This is a genomic window from Flavobacterium sp., assembly GCF_025352015.1.
GTDB lineage: Bacteria > Bacteroidota > Bacteroidia > Flavobacteriales > Flavobacteriaceae > Flavobacterium.
Map to the genome: position 1 here is coordinate 1 of NZ_JANXUG010000031.1, position 14088 is coordinate 14088.

Here is a 14088-nt window from a genome sequence, read left to right on the forward strand (position 1 = left end):
CACAAGTTGTACACAATAGTATACGTTCCGGCAGGTGTTCCAGCAGGAACAGAAACTATTCCAGTAGCTGTATCAATAGATGGTACTGGAGCACCACCAATAGAAGATGCAGGAGTTGTTACTGTTATGTTTACTTGAGCAATAGTTGCAGGATTACCATTTAAAGTATCGTTACCATTACCGTTATTATTTAAAACATTTCCAGCATTAGGAATACCCGTAGTTCCATTACCACCAGCAATAGCATCGTCTTGAGCGATGATAGCTGGAGCCGTAACAGTAATAGTTACCGTAGCGGGATCACAATTAGCTGGGTTTAATTTTTCGCACAAGTTGTACACAATAGTATACGTTCCGGCAGGTGTTCCAGCAGGAACAGAAACTATTCCAGTAGCTGTATCAATAGATGGTACTGGAGCACCACCAATAGAAGATGCAGGAGTTGTAATCGTAATATTAACTTGAGAAATTAAAGCATTAGTTCCATTTAAAGTATCGTTACCATTACCATTATTATTTAAAACATTTCCAGCATTAGGAGTACCCGTAGTTCCATTACCGCCAGCAATAGCATCGTCTTGAGCGATGATAGTTGCGTTTGAAACAGTAACAGTAACTGTAGCGGTATCACAATTAGTTGGGTTTATTTTTTCACAAATTTGATACGTTAGAATATAGGTGCCAGATGGAGTTCCAGGAGCTACATTTACTGATCCAACTGAAACATTGAGCGTCACTCCAGCATTTGTGGAAGAAACAAAGGTGAGGTTAACATTACCTAAATTAGCTGAACTACTATTAAGCGTATCATTCCCTAATACGTAAGGTAATGACTGACCACCAATAGCACCTACAATAGTAGCACCAATATCGTTCACTGCATCAATAACTGCTTTAGTGACAGTTACAGTTACGGTAGCCGTATCACAATTGGATGGATTTAATTTTTCACAGATTTGGTATGTTAAAATGTAGGAGCCAGCTGGAGTTCCAGCGGCAACATTAACAGAACCATTAGATACATTTAAAGTAACGCCAGCATTTGCGGTAGAAACTTGCGTCAAGTTTACAGAAGCTAGAGTAGCTGTGGCACTATTTAGAATATCATTACCTAATACATTTGATAACGATTGACCACCTGTAGCGCCAACAATTGATGTGCCAATGTCATTAACAGCATCTATAATAGCGTTAGTAACAGTAACAGTTACGGTAGCCGTATCACAATTGGATGGATTTAATTTTTCACAGATCTGGTATGTTAAAATGTAGGAGCCAGCTGGAGTTCCAGCGGAAACATTAACAGAACCATTAGATACATTTAAAGTAACGCCAGCATTTGTAGTAGAAACTTGAGTCAAGTTTACAGAAGCTAATGCAACTGGTGCTCCATTAAGAGTATCATTAACCAAGACATTAGCTAAAGATTGACCGCCACTAGCACCAACAATAGAAGTACCAGAATCATTTACGGCGTCAATTATAGGTTTAGTAACAATAATTGTTACAGTTGCTGGATCACAGTTAATTGCTGGGTTTAATTTTTCGCATAAATTATAAACTATGGTGTATGTTCCAGCTGGTGTACCCGCAGGAATAGAAACTTGTCCAGTAGTTGTATTTATAACGGGCACTGGATTACCACCAATAGAAGTTGCAGGAGTAGTTACCGTAATATTAACTTGACTAATTTGAGCTTGAACACCATTTAAAGTATCTGCACCACTTCCGTTATTGTTTAGTACGTTACCAGCATTTGGATTCCCTGTTGTTCCATTACCACCCGCTAAAGCGTCATCTTGTGCTACAATAACAGGACATTTAGTAATAGTAAAAGGAAAGTTGCATCCAGTACTACCTGAAGGAACAGCGTAGTAAGTAGCAGTTGAACCTGAAACAAGAGGAATTGGATTGGCATCTGTATATTGAATTGAATTAACCGTTACTGGGAATGTATTATAAAATAATGATCCCAGCGGAAAATTGGATGCAATTTGAGAAGTTCCAACACTTGTGCTAGCACTACAATATGAAAAATGTCGCGTATAATCAGCATTTTGGCAGTTTTGTGAAACATAACTAGTACCATTAATGGCTATATTCAAAGGAGTTGGAATTGGTTCACCAATACAACTGCCGTTTTGAGTATATCCTTGAATTAAAGTGGTATTATTTAAAGAAATACCAGTAACGCTTCCTAATCCTGAAGAAGTTCCGTTAACACCCAATGTGTTTCCACAAGATGCATTACTTAAAATAGCACAATCTGTTGTAGATTTTAATTTAAAAGTTAATCTAGCTAATAATGTGCTTGGATTGACAGGTAAAACCAAAGTTCCAAAATCCCAAACAATCGATCCCGTTCCACCTAAACTAGGATTAAAAGAGATATTGTTTGGAGTTGGAGTTCCTTGAGGACTAAAAATAGTTCCTATCGCGCTTCCGGCAACATAAGTTGCATTGTAAGGAATGGGAACAATTAATTTGTAATTATTCACAGCTTCAGTACCTGTATTTTTTATATCAATAGTAAATCCGGCATCTTGCCCAGGTAATATGGTGTAAGGTTGTACTGCAGGTGAACCGTTGATGGTTGTGGCAGAAAGTAATTCTCCAACTTCTGGAATATAGGAGTCAACAGACATTGCAATGGTGTAAATAGAATACGTATCTCCATTGGTACCATATAAAAATTTTGTATCTGTCTGTCCATTTCCAATAATACTATTGTTGGTATTTGGTATGTTAACAATACCGATGTCAATACCCGTATTATTGACTAAATTGGGATTTCGAGTTCCAGGAACAGTTATCGACGAATTGAAGAAATTATCTGGATTGGGAACTATACCGTTACTATTTCGACTTAAGGAGGTATAATTTGTGGTATTAAGATTTCTCATTTTAAAATAATCTCCCGTAAAACCTACGTCGCCTTCACTAGCCATGAAACCAATTTTCATCCCTACATTCCCCGATTGTACTGTATTAAAACCAGATACAGGTAATTCAATTCCTGCAGCTGAATTTCCAGCATCAACATAGGCATAACCGTCAAAAATAGTTATGTCTCTATATTTCATTTTTGAGTTTTGATAAATAACTATCATACCCCAACCTCCAGAGAATCCCGTTCCACTAGTTTGACCACCTTCTAAAAGTGCCATATCAGCTAAAGTATATTTACCTATACCATTTTGTCTAACATAATCAGTAACTTCAGCATAGGCAGCATAAATATCGTCTTCAGTATTCGAAGGATAATAAATGTCTGTTGCAGCTGCTGTAATATCAGTGTATGTACTTGCTGTAGGTCCTTTAAATTTAACTACTCTTTTGTTAAAAGTTTTTGTTACACTATTTTTAGTAACATTAAATGTCAAGTTTGGAGAACCTTTCCCAGTCCAATACAAACCTGCAAAAACAATGTTTGAACAAGACGGAATAGAACCATTTTCTGAAGCAATATCAAAGGTAGAAGATGATGAATTAAAAGTGTTTGGATCACTATCAGTATCAACATAAACCATTGCATTGTTATTATTGTTTGTCGTTGCAGAATAATTCTGAAGCGTCAAACATGTATTGCCCAACATAGTGAAATCACCTTTCACATTGTAAATCTTTTTAGTTGGACTAAATTGAGAAGTTCTTTGGGTAAATGCTTTTTTAACTTGAGCATTACTTGTAATAGAAAATCCTAATAGAATAACTAATAATACAAATAAGTGTTCAAGTTTTTTTACGATTGAGGTAAAGTATAAATTTTTCATATAGTTTCTTTTTATCAATTTTTATTGATTCTTATCTCCTTTGTCTATTTTATATAATAAGTTCAATCTACTATCGTAATGACCAATGTGACTAGAAATGTTTTCACTGGTCGTTGCAATGTTTGATATAAAATAAATGTATTTCAAATTAGGAAAATTTGAAAAAGCAGCTAAATCAATAATTGAATTTAATTCACTGGCATTATTAATTGCGATGGTAACAATTTCAATATGCTGTTTTGCAGTAATTGAATTATTGACCTGATTTAACGAACTTGCATCCGTAAAGAGATTAGTAGGCGCATCTCCATAAGTCTTTACTTCACCATTATAAAAATAAATTGAAGATTGAACTTGAGTTACCAAAGCGTTCAGACGTTGAGCGTTGATAGTGCTATTGTTATTACTTGCAATACGAGCGGGAGCTCCGCTATTAACTGCCGACGAAAGAAATGAATTCATCTCTCTGACAACTACAGTACCATTTGATCTTGAAGCTTGAGCAAACACACTTGAATAAAAGGCGACAAGAATTAAAATTAATAATAGTTTTTGTTTCATGACTTGACTTGTTTTATCAAACGATAAATTTGTTTGACGGTTAAATAATACATTTGGGCTATTTGTTTTCATAGAATTAGAATTTGAAAATAATTTTACAAAAGGGTTTTTGGGCTTGAAGTAGTTTTTGGATGTAGGCATTTAGGATAATAGTGATTTTGGGGTTTACTATTCGTGTGCTAAATTATATACTAAACCATCAATACACCCAAATTTTTCTACAAACAACTTAAAAACTCGTTCAAACGACAATTTTCTTTCATTTTAGAGCCGTAAATGTCTATTTATTCTTGTTTTTAATTTAATTTTTGACATTTCATTTGGGTTTTTAGGGTTATTTTTTTTATTTTTATTTTGTTTAACACTTCGAAAGTAGAAAGTTTAATTATAATTACCAAAAAAAATATCGATAAAGTGTATAATTTAATAGATAAAGTGCATTTTATTGTATAATTGAATATAAAATTACTACAAAAATTATTAACAACAATCTGTTTATAACATTTTTTTATTTTTGTTTTTTTTTAAAATCCTTTGCTTTAAAATTGAACTATTTTGAAAAAAGTATTTTCGTCTTATTTAATATTAAAAATTTTTAAAATAAATTTGTACGTTAGTCTTGTAGCTACTATTTCATACTAGATAATTATTAGCCTATATTGATACTTTCAAAAAACAAAATAATCCAAACTATGAAACAGTTACTACTCATTCGGCACGCTAAATCAAGTAGGGAAGCACCGTTACGTGACTATTATAGACCCTTGACAAGTAAAGGTGTTCAAGATGCACATTTGGTTTCATCGCATATTAGCAGTCACATTACAAATAAAATTTTGGTTTGGAGCAGTGCCGCAAAAAGAGCTTCAGAAACAGCACTTATTTTTGCACAAAATTTATCCTTTCCTAAAGAAAATATTGAATTTAAAGAGGAATTATATACTTTTGACGATGTCAAACTGGAGCAAATCATAAAATCATGTTCAAATGAATGGGAGCATTTAATGATTTTTGGTCACAATGAAGCCATAACCCATTTTGTTAATAAATTTGGAAACATTTTTATTGACAATGTTTGTACTTCTGGATTTGTTACTATACTATTCGAACAAGAAACTTGGAATGACATCAATAATGGCATTACAAAAACTATTGTTTTTCCGAAAGATTTAAAATAAATATGAGTAAAGAAACAGGTTTTCGTTATATAGACCGAGAAAAAAGTTGGTTAGCATTTAATGCCAGAGTTTTACAAGAAGCCGCCGATGAAGCAGTACCCTTATTAGAAAGATTACGATTTATAGGTATTTTTTCAAATAATTTGGATGAGTTTTTTCGAGTGCGGTTTGCCGCTATTCGTCGGTTGAGTTTATCTGGAGTTACTGGTGAAAAGATTTTGGGTGGAATTTCAGCACAACAATTGGTTAAGGATATCACCGAAATTGTAATCCAACAACAGTCAGAAAGTTTGCAAATACTTCACGTTATTGAACATGAATTAGTTAAGAAAAACATCATCATTATTAATGAAAATGAAGTTTCAGGAGCTCATGAGAATTTTATAAAAGATTTTTTTATTCAAAAAATAAGCCCTGAATTGGTCACTATTATCCTTAATGATTTAGCCGAATTTCCTTTACTTAAAGACACTTCGGGCTATTTGGCAGTCAAAATGGTGATGAAAAGCAATCAAAAATCTACTATGTTAGGTTTGGTGAAAAAAGCAAAACAAGAAGTACATTATGCCATCATCGAAATTCCCAAAAACACCAATCGAATTATAGAACTTCCCAATAAAGACGGCAAGCAATACTTGATCATGTTGGACGACTTAATCCGGTATAACTTAAGTAGTATTTTCAATATTTTTGATTATCAAAGTATTTCGGCACACATGATAAAAATTACTCGAGATGCGCAACTCGACATTGATAGCGATATGAGTAAAAGTATGCTTGAAAAAATTGCTACTTCGGTTAAAGACAGGCGAATTGGAGAACCAGTTCGTTTTGTGTATGATAAATATATTGAAAAAGACACCCTCAAATTTATACTTTTCAAAATGGGAATTGATGCTTCCGATGGTGTCATCCCTGGCGGAAGATACCACAATCGACGGGATTACATGAATTTCCCAAACCTAGGCAGATTTGATTTATTGTATCCTACACGACTGCCACTTCCCGTTGAAGGCTTATCGTTAGACGGTAGCTTTTTAAACAAAATTGCCCAAAAAGATTATTTGGTAAACGCGCCATTTCAGTCGTTTTCATATCTTATCAAATTCTTACGTGAAGCGGCTTTAGATCCAAAAGTTACCTCTATAAAAATCACTTTGTACCGACTGGCAAAAAACTCTCAAATTGTGAGTTCACTGATTAATGCTGCTAAAAACGGAAAGAAAGTTACGGTACAAATTGAGTTGCAAGCGCGCTTTGATGAAGCTAGTAACATTTCCTATGCCGAGCAAATGCAACAAGAAGGTATCGAACTTATTTTTGGTATCAAAGGATTAAAAGTGCACAGTAAAATATGTTTGATTGAAAGGGTTGAAGCCGGCAAGATAAAACGATATGGCTTTATTTCTACAGGAAACTTTAACGAAAGCACTGCCAAAATCTATACTGATTTGACCTTGTTTACAAGCCATCAGCAAATACTAAAAGATGTTTCAAAAATATTCGATTTCTTTGATGTTAATTTTAGAGTTCACCGGTACAAACATTTAATTGTATCGCCTCATTACACGCGTTCCAAGTTTTATAAACTCATTGATAGAGAAATAAATAACGCTATTATGGGTCGGCCTGCATATATTAACTTAAAAATGAACAGTATTTCTGATTACCCTATTATTGACAAATTATACGAAGCGAGCAATGCTGGTGTCAAAATCAAACTGCAAGTTCGAGGTATATGCTCCTTAATTCCTGGCGTAAAAGGAATGAGCGAAAATATTGAAGCCGTTAGTATTGTAGATTACTTTTTAGAACACACGCGTTCCTATATTTTTTGCAATAATGATGACCCAGAAGTTTATATTTCGTCAGCCGATTTTATGACTAGAAACCTTGATGGTAGAGTAGAAGTAACTTGTCCTATTTATGACCAAGAAATAAAAAAACAAATTATAGACACCTTCAACATAGGTTGGAAAGGAAATGTAAAAGCCCGGTTTCATTCTGAAAAATTTGAAAACAAATATAGAATTCGTACCAAAGAGGAACCCGTTTTTAGAGCCCAACATGAAATGTACAATTACTACCGAGACAGATTAGAAGTAACCCAAAAAAAGCAATAACTCCAATCAAATAACCTTATAAAAGCATTATTTAATTAATGATTTCAATAAAAAAATATGCCGCTATCGATATTGGTTCCAATGCCATGCGATTGCTTATTACCAATATTGTAGAACAAAAAAATGCACCTACTCAATTTAATAAAAGTGCTTTAATACGAGTGCCCATTCGGTTGGGGCAAGACGCATTTACCGTTGGAGAAATCTCTGAAGAAAATATCAACAGAATGGTTGATGCTATGAAAGCTTTTAAATTATTGATGAAAGTTTATAAAGTAGAAAAGTACAAAGCCTGCGCCACATCAGCTATGCGAGAGGCCTACAATGGCAAAGAGGTTGCCAACATTATCAGAGAAAAATGCGATATCGATATTGATATTATCGACGGAAAAATTGAAGCGACTATTATTGCTTCTTCCGATTTGCATGACTTCATAAAAACCGATCAAACGTATCTCTATGTAGATGTTGGCGGCGGAAGCACAGAGTTTTCTTTGTTTACCAATGGCAAAATGATAGTTTCTAAATCCTTCAAAATAGGAACTGTACGCATGCTCAATAATATGGTAAGCGATATTGTGTGGGACGAAATCGAAAAATGGATTAAAACCGTTACCGCCGATTATGATAATGTAATCCTTATAGGATCGGGCGGTAACATCAATAAACTGTTCAAATTATCAGGAAAACTGCAGGACAAACCCTTGTCGTACCTATACTTAAACTCTCAATACCAATACTTAAACTCGCTTACTTACGAACAACGCATCGCCGAATTAGCAATGAATACAGATCGTGCAGATGTTATCATCCCTGCCACAAAAGTTTACCTCAATGCTATGAAATGGAGCGGCGCTCGCCAACTCTTTGTGCCAAAAATTGGTCTTGCCGATGGTATCGTAAAAGCGCTATATCAAGGAAAACTATAATTATGAAAACATATCGAATCATTTGCCTCATTGTTTGCATACCCCTTTTAGGATTTCATATCTACAGTTTAAACTATCAAGATTTAAGCTTTTCAACTAATAAGGGGCATTATTTAGGAATAATTGCCATGTCTTTGGTAGGATTTGGTTTCCTAATTCAGATAATAAAGGATAGAAAAAAGGAATATACAAACTAGAACTCCAAACCAAACATCTTTCTCAAAAGTTCTAAATTCGTATTAATTTCTAACAACCGGTTGTATTTATCTTGATTGGTGTAAGCTCTTTTTGACACCAGCGTTTCGTTAACTTTAATGTTAATATTAATATCATGATTATGCAATTTGCCTCTTAAGTAGCCCAAAAGTTCTGGTTTTTCTTTATCAAAATCTATCTTGGAACTTTCATTGGGTAGCTCGTGAACAATGGTTGTGCCATCTAGCGTTGGATCGTTGATGGTTAGTAATGAAGCAATGATACGATAGCCTTTGTCCTCCATGCGTTGCGCATATTTTACCCATTGCTCTAGCATTTCGGTTTCGGTAAAAGTCTCACTTGGCAAATGTACCGATTCTTGTACATGGGCTTTAAAGCTTTCAGTCATTTCTTTCTTGGCACGAATGCTGGCAAGCGATAACGCAGAAACTTTAGTTGTTGGTTGTTGGTTGTTGATTGATGGTTGCTTGTTGTTTCCCTCGACTGCACTTCGACTTCGCTCCGCATAAACTGGAATGACAGGAGTAATAGGTTGAAGGTTTTCGGTTGCGGGTTTTTCAACTACTTTTTCAACAGCTGGAGCAATCTCCTCCACTTTTAGTGCCTCACTTTCAACTTTCGACTTTCGACTTTCGACTATTGAAAAGCTATTGTTTCTAAAATAAGTTGCAGGAATTATGAAGTCAGCTTTTTTTTTTCTCCGTCAAAAGTGATGGAGGCAATTTGCATTAGTGTGAGTTCTACTAATAAACGCTGGTTTTGCGAAACCTTGTATTTCAAATCACAGTCGTTGGCCAGATCAATTCCTTTTAATAAAAAATCGTGACTCGCTTTTTGCGATTGTAATCCGTAAAGTTTTTGAGTTGCTTCGCTCACTTCTAATAAGGAAAGTGTTGCAGGATTTTTTGAAACCAATAAATCTCTGAAGTGCGTGGCTAAACCTGCAACAAAATGATGTCCGTCAAAACCTTTAGACAAAATATCATTGTAAGCTAATAAAACGTCTGGGATTTTGTTTTCCAAAATCAAATCGGTCATGTTAATGTAGGTTTCGTAATCCAGCACGTTCAAATTTTCGGTAACGGCTTGGCGTGTTAAGTTGTTTCCACAATAAGAAACCACTCTATCAAATATAGAAAGCGCATCACGCATAGCACCATCGGCTTTTTGAGCAATAATATGTAAGGCATCCTGCTCAAAAACTACCCCTTGACTGGTGGCAACTTCTGCTAAATGTTCTTTCGCATCTTTGACGGTGATACGCTTGAAGTCAAAAATCTGACAGCGTGATAATATGGTAGGAATGATTTTATGTTTTTCGGTTGTAGCCAAAATAAATATGGCGTGCTTTGGCGGTTCTTCTAGAGTTTTCAAAAAAGCATTGAAAGCACTTGTAGAAAGCATGTGCACCTCGTCAATAATATATACCTTGTATTGCCCGGTTTGTGGTGGAATTCTAACTTGGTCAATCAAATTTCTAATATCGTCCACAGAATTGTTAGAAGCAGCATCGAGTTCAAAGACATTGAAAGTAAAATCCTCGAACGGATCATCATAACCAGGTTGATTAATTTTGCGCGCTAAAATACGAGCGCAAGTAGTTTTCCCCACGCCTCTTGGTCCGGTAAATAATAGGGCAGAAGCCAAGTGATTGTTCTCTATGGCATTGAGCAAGGTGTTGGTAATAGCTTGTTGTCCCACAACATCTTTAAACGTTTGCGGCCGGTACTTTCGGGCTGATACTACAAATTGTTCCATAGAAAATTAGTGTTCACAAATATAGATTGAATAATTACGAATTCCAAATTACTATAAATGCATCAATTTTTAATTCAGAATTCTTAATTCGTAATTGTTACCTTTGCGCCGCAGACCGCCTTATCGCCGTTCGAAAGAAGGGAGGAAAGTCCGGACACCACAGAGTAGCATATTGGGTAACACCCAACCGTTGTGAGACGAGGACAAGTGCAACAGAAAGCAGGTACAGGTAATGCTGTAGTGAAACCAGGTAAACTCTATGCGGTGAAATTTCAAGTATATCGATAGTTAAGGGTTACTCGCCCGTTGTCGAAGGGTAGGAAGCTCGATCTCGTTAGTAATGACGAGACTAGATAAATGATAAGGTAATTTTGGATTTGATTCAGAGATTTTGAAACAAGTTCAGAATGAACAGAATCCGGCTTACAGGTCTGCTTTTTTTAATTCCTCTTGGTCACCTTCAAACTCAAAGAAGGTGAATACGGAACCGCCATAGTTTTTTTGGAACGAATAATTTATAATGTGATTGAGTTTGGTATACTTGGAATGTTCTACGACAAGCATTCCGTCTTGATGGAGTAATTCGTTTTTAAATATAAGTTCGATAATTTTTTCGAAATCTTTTTGCGGCAAATTATAAGGAGGATCAGCAAAAATAATATCATAATTTCCTTGATGTTTTTCCAGAAATTTAAACACGTCGTTTTTAATGGCGGAGATATCAAACTCAAATTCTAAAGCTGTTTTCTTGATGAAATTTACACATCCCATGTCGCCGTCTACACAGATTATGGGCGAACATCCGCGCGAAGCAAACTCATAACTTATACTTCCTGTGCCCGCAAAAAGCTCTAATACTTTTAATTCGAGAAAGTTGAAGCGATTGTTCAATACATTGAACAAAGCTTCCTTACTCATATCGGTCGTTGGTCGAACAGGAAGATTTTTGGGTGGCGCAATTCTTCTGCCTTTGTATTTGCCAGAAATTATTCTCATGCGTTAAGCAGGATAAAATGTTCTCGGTTTTGGGCTTCGGAGAAAGAATTAGGTTGCAAATTAACATCCATTAAAAATACGTTTCTGATGTATTTGTATGCCATTTTATAGAGTTCGCTTTCGATGTCAATTTTTCCTAAAAGTGCTACTTTGACATTTTCTGGATTGAGTTGCAGTTGCTCTGCAGTGAACAAAAGATAATATATAAAATCTTCTGGTGTTTTGTATTCAAATGAATTATAGAGTTCTAATTTTTGATTTTGTATCACTACAATTTCAAAATGAGCATCGCTAATATGAGCAAACAGTTGCAATTCTTGTTTGTTTTTTGACAAATCCAATAATTTATGAACCAAAATACTGTTGGCGTGTTTGTAATCAAAAGAGCCAAATTGGTCAATAAAATAATTGTTGATGTTCACATAAGGAATGTAAACATTGTTCATTTCATAATTTTCTAATACATCAAAAGTAAAAAAATCGGTTTCAAAAACCTTGGTGTTGAACTGCAAATAGCTTCCTAAATAGTCTTCATCAAACAAAGCCGTCGGCACAAAAGTCGAGAAGTTATTATTGTGAATAATCACGACTTCGTCATAATCTGCTTTGAGTTCTGGATAATTTTGAAAGGCATCGGTAAACAAATCTTCGATTTTTGACGTCACAGAAACTTTGCCAATACTGATCTTTTGTAGTTGCAACGGTTTGTCCATCAGCGTGTCAAAAATGGCAAAAGACAAACCGTCCAAGGAAACTTGAATAGCCAATTTTTTGTACATTTTATCGATAACGTTGTTGTTTGGCCACATACTGCTTCCTTAATTTTGAACAGCAAACTTACGAAAATCAATTGCATTTGCAATAGCATTATGATGGGCAAAATGCAATTGTTATTTGGATTAAAAAGTAGTGGACATGGCAAATCCATTAGTGGACATGGCAAATCCATTAATACTTTAATAAAAAATTATATATGAATACGGTTCGCTATATAAAATAGGTATCGCGCAGTTGCTATTTTCTTTTCTCTATTTTCTCACCTCTAAATCACTACATTTGACATTCTAATTTGACCTCCAATTATTTATGACTTCGAGCCAATTTTACAGTGTGTTACAAAAACATTTTCCGTTTCAACCCACTGTAAAACAGGATATTTTTTTTCAAAAGATAGCCGATTTTTTAACCAACACTTCTTATAACGAAATATTTGTACTAAAAGGTTTTGCAGGAACAGGAAAAACCACTGTTATTTCTACCATTGTCAATAATCTTGCTGCTATAAACAAGAAATATGTGCTGCTGGCACCAACGGGTCGAGCTGTAAAAGTGATTGCCAATTATTCGAACAAACCTGCCTCTACAATTCACAAGAAAATATATTTTCCAAAGAAAGGAAAATCAGGCGGTGTGCTATTTACCATGCAAACCAATAAGCATAAGAATACCTTATTTATAGTGGATGAATCGTCGATGATTTCGGATGTGAATACCGAATCGAAGTTGTATGAAAACGGTTCATTGCTAGATGATTTGATTTCCTACGTTTACAACGGAGATAATTGCAAAATGATTCTATTGGGCGATACAGCGCAATTACCACCAGTACAATTGGAAATGAGTCCGGCATTGGACACCCAAAAATTAGCGATGAATTACAATAAAGAAATTTTTTCTATCGAGTTTGATGAAGTAATGCGTCAGGAAGAAAAATCAGGAATTTTGTACAATGCCACCGCATTGAGAGCGTTGCTCAAAAGTAATTTTATAGATACGTTTCAGTTTGATTTAAAAGGATTTAAAGACATTGTTCGTCTTACTGACGGTTACGATATTGAAGATGCCATACAAAGTGCGTATAGTAATTATAGTATAGAAGATACCTGTTTTATCGTTCGTTCTAACAAAAGAGCGAATCAATACAACCAACAAATTCGCTCCAAAATTTTGGACAAAGAAAGCGATTTGTCTGTAGGCGATTATTTGATGGTGGTCAAGAACAATTATTTTTGGTTAAAAGAAACCGATGAAGCAGGCTTTATTGCCAATGGCGATATTGTAGAAGTTTTGGAAATATTTGGTTTCAAAGAATTGTACAGCTTTAAATTTGCCAAAGTAAAAGTGAGAATGATAGATTATCCCAATCAAAAACCGTTTGAAACCATACTGCTATTGAACACTATTACTAGCGAATCACCGTCGTTAACTTTTGAGGAAAGCAACCGCTTGTACCAAGAAGTCATCAAAGATTACGAAGGCGAACCCCAATACCGCAAATTCCTAAAAGTAAAAAACAACGAATATTTTAATGCCTTGCAAGTAAAATTTTCATACGCCATTACGTGCCACAAATCGCAAGGAGGACAATGGAATACTGTTTTTGTAGAACAGCCGTATTTGCCCAATGGTGTAGATGTAGATTATGTGCGCTGGTTGTACACCGCCGTTACTCGGGCAAAAAACAAACTGTATTTGATTGGGTTTAAGAACGAGAGTTTTGAAGAATAAATTTATATTTGACAATCTGTTGGGTGCAATTATTAATGATTCAGAA

The 14088-nt window shown here is 35.0% G+C and carries 9 protein-coding genes, 1 other RNA gene and 1 pseudogene; 5 read left to right on the forward strand and 6 right to left on the reverse strand.

Annotation, left to right across the window (positions count from 1 at the left end; all coding sequences use genetic code 11):
• Positions 1-3773: hypothetical protein (locus tag Q0Q96_RS03240; RefSeq protein ID WP_293871669.1), on the reverse strand; the 3773-nt coding region annotated here is incomplete at its 3' end.
• 21 nt (positions 3774-3794) lie between these two features.
• Positions 3795-4406 carry a hypothetical protein gene (locus Q0Q96_RS03245; protein ID WP_293871672.1) on the reverse strand — a complete coding sequence of 204 codons (612 nt, stop codon included), beginning with the start codon at positions 4404-4406 and terminating at the stop codon, positions 3795-3797.
• 620 nt (positions 4407-5026) lie between these two features.
• Here Q0Q96_RS03245 and Q0Q96_RS03250 point away from each other — a divergent pair.
• The 3 genes from Q0Q96_RS03250 to Q0Q96_RS03260 are packed head-to-tail and all read left to right on the forward strand — an operon-like array spanning position 5027 to position 8564.
• A complete protein-coding gene (locus tag Q0Q96_RS03250; RefSeq protein WP_293871675.1) occupies positions 5027-5512 on the forward strand; it encodes a histidine phosphatase family protein in 486 nt (161 codons plus the stop codon).
• Between the two features lie 2 nt (positions 5513-5514).
• Entirely contained in the window at positions 5515-7635 is a 2121-nt protein-coding gene (gene ppk1, locus Q0Q96_RS03255) for a polyphosphate kinase 1 (protein WP_293871678.1), read from the forward strand.
• A gap of 38 nt (positions 7636-7673) precedes the next feature.
• Entirely contained in the window at positions 7674-8564 is an 891-nt protein-coding gene (locus Q0Q96_RS03260; RefSeq protein WP_293871681.1) for an exopolyphosphatase, read from the forward strand.
• Positions 8565-8757: 193 nt separating this feature from the next.
• Here the strand turns inward: Q0Q96_RS03260 and Q0Q96_RS03265 are convergent, their stop codons facing one another.
• Both Q0Q96_RS03265 and dnaX read right to left on the reverse strand, forming a co-directional pair.
• Positions 8758-9375: a DNA polymerase III subunit gamma/tau gene (locus tag Q0Q96_RS03265; protein ID WP_293871683.1), complete on the reverse strand. Its 618-nt coding sequence runs from the start codon at positions 9373-9375 to the stop codon at positions 8758-8760.
• An 80-nt stretch (positions 9376-9455) separates the two neighbouring features.
• Positions 9456-10538 carry a DNA polymerase III subunit gamma/tau gene (gene dnaX, locus Q0Q96_RS03270; RefSeq protein WP_293871686.1) on the reverse strand — a complete coding sequence of 361 codons (1083 nt, stop codon included), beginning with the start codon at positions 10536-10538 and terminating at the stop codon, positions 9456-9458.
• Positions 10539-10645: 107 nt separating this feature from the next.
• Between dnaX and rnpB the strand changes: the two genes are divergently transcribed.
• Positions 10646-10980, forward strand: an RNA gene (gene rnpB / locus Q0Q96_RS03275) — RNase P RNA component class A.
• A 5-nt stretch (positions 10981-10985) separates the two neighbouring features.
• Here the strand turns inward: rnpB and rsmD are convergent.
• Both rsmD and Q0Q96_RS03285 read right to left on the reverse strand, forming a co-directional pair.
• Positions 10986-11534: pseudogene (gene rsmD / locus Q0Q96_RS03280) on the reverse strand (16S rRNA (guanine(966)-N(2))-methyltransferase RsmD); the annotation flags it as partial.
• A complete protein-coding gene (locus Q0Q96_RS03285; protein WP_293871689.1) occupies positions 11531-12343 on the reverse strand; it encodes a DUF3822 family protein in 813 nt (270 codons plus the stop codon). The pseudogene rsmD and the gene Q0Q96_RS03285, both read right to left, overlap by 4 nt.
• A gap of 277 nt (positions 12344-12620) precedes the next feature.
• Between Q0Q96_RS03285 and Q0Q96_RS03290 the strand changes: the two genes are divergently transcribed.
• The gene (locus tag Q0Q96_RS03290) at positions 12621-14042 is read left to right on the forward strand and encodes an AAA family ATPase (RefSeq protein WP_293871691.1); all 1422 of its coding nucleotides are present in this window, start codon (positions 12621-12623) and stop codon (positions 14040-14042) included.
• The last annotated feature ends 46 nt before the right edge of the window (positions 14043-14088 follow it).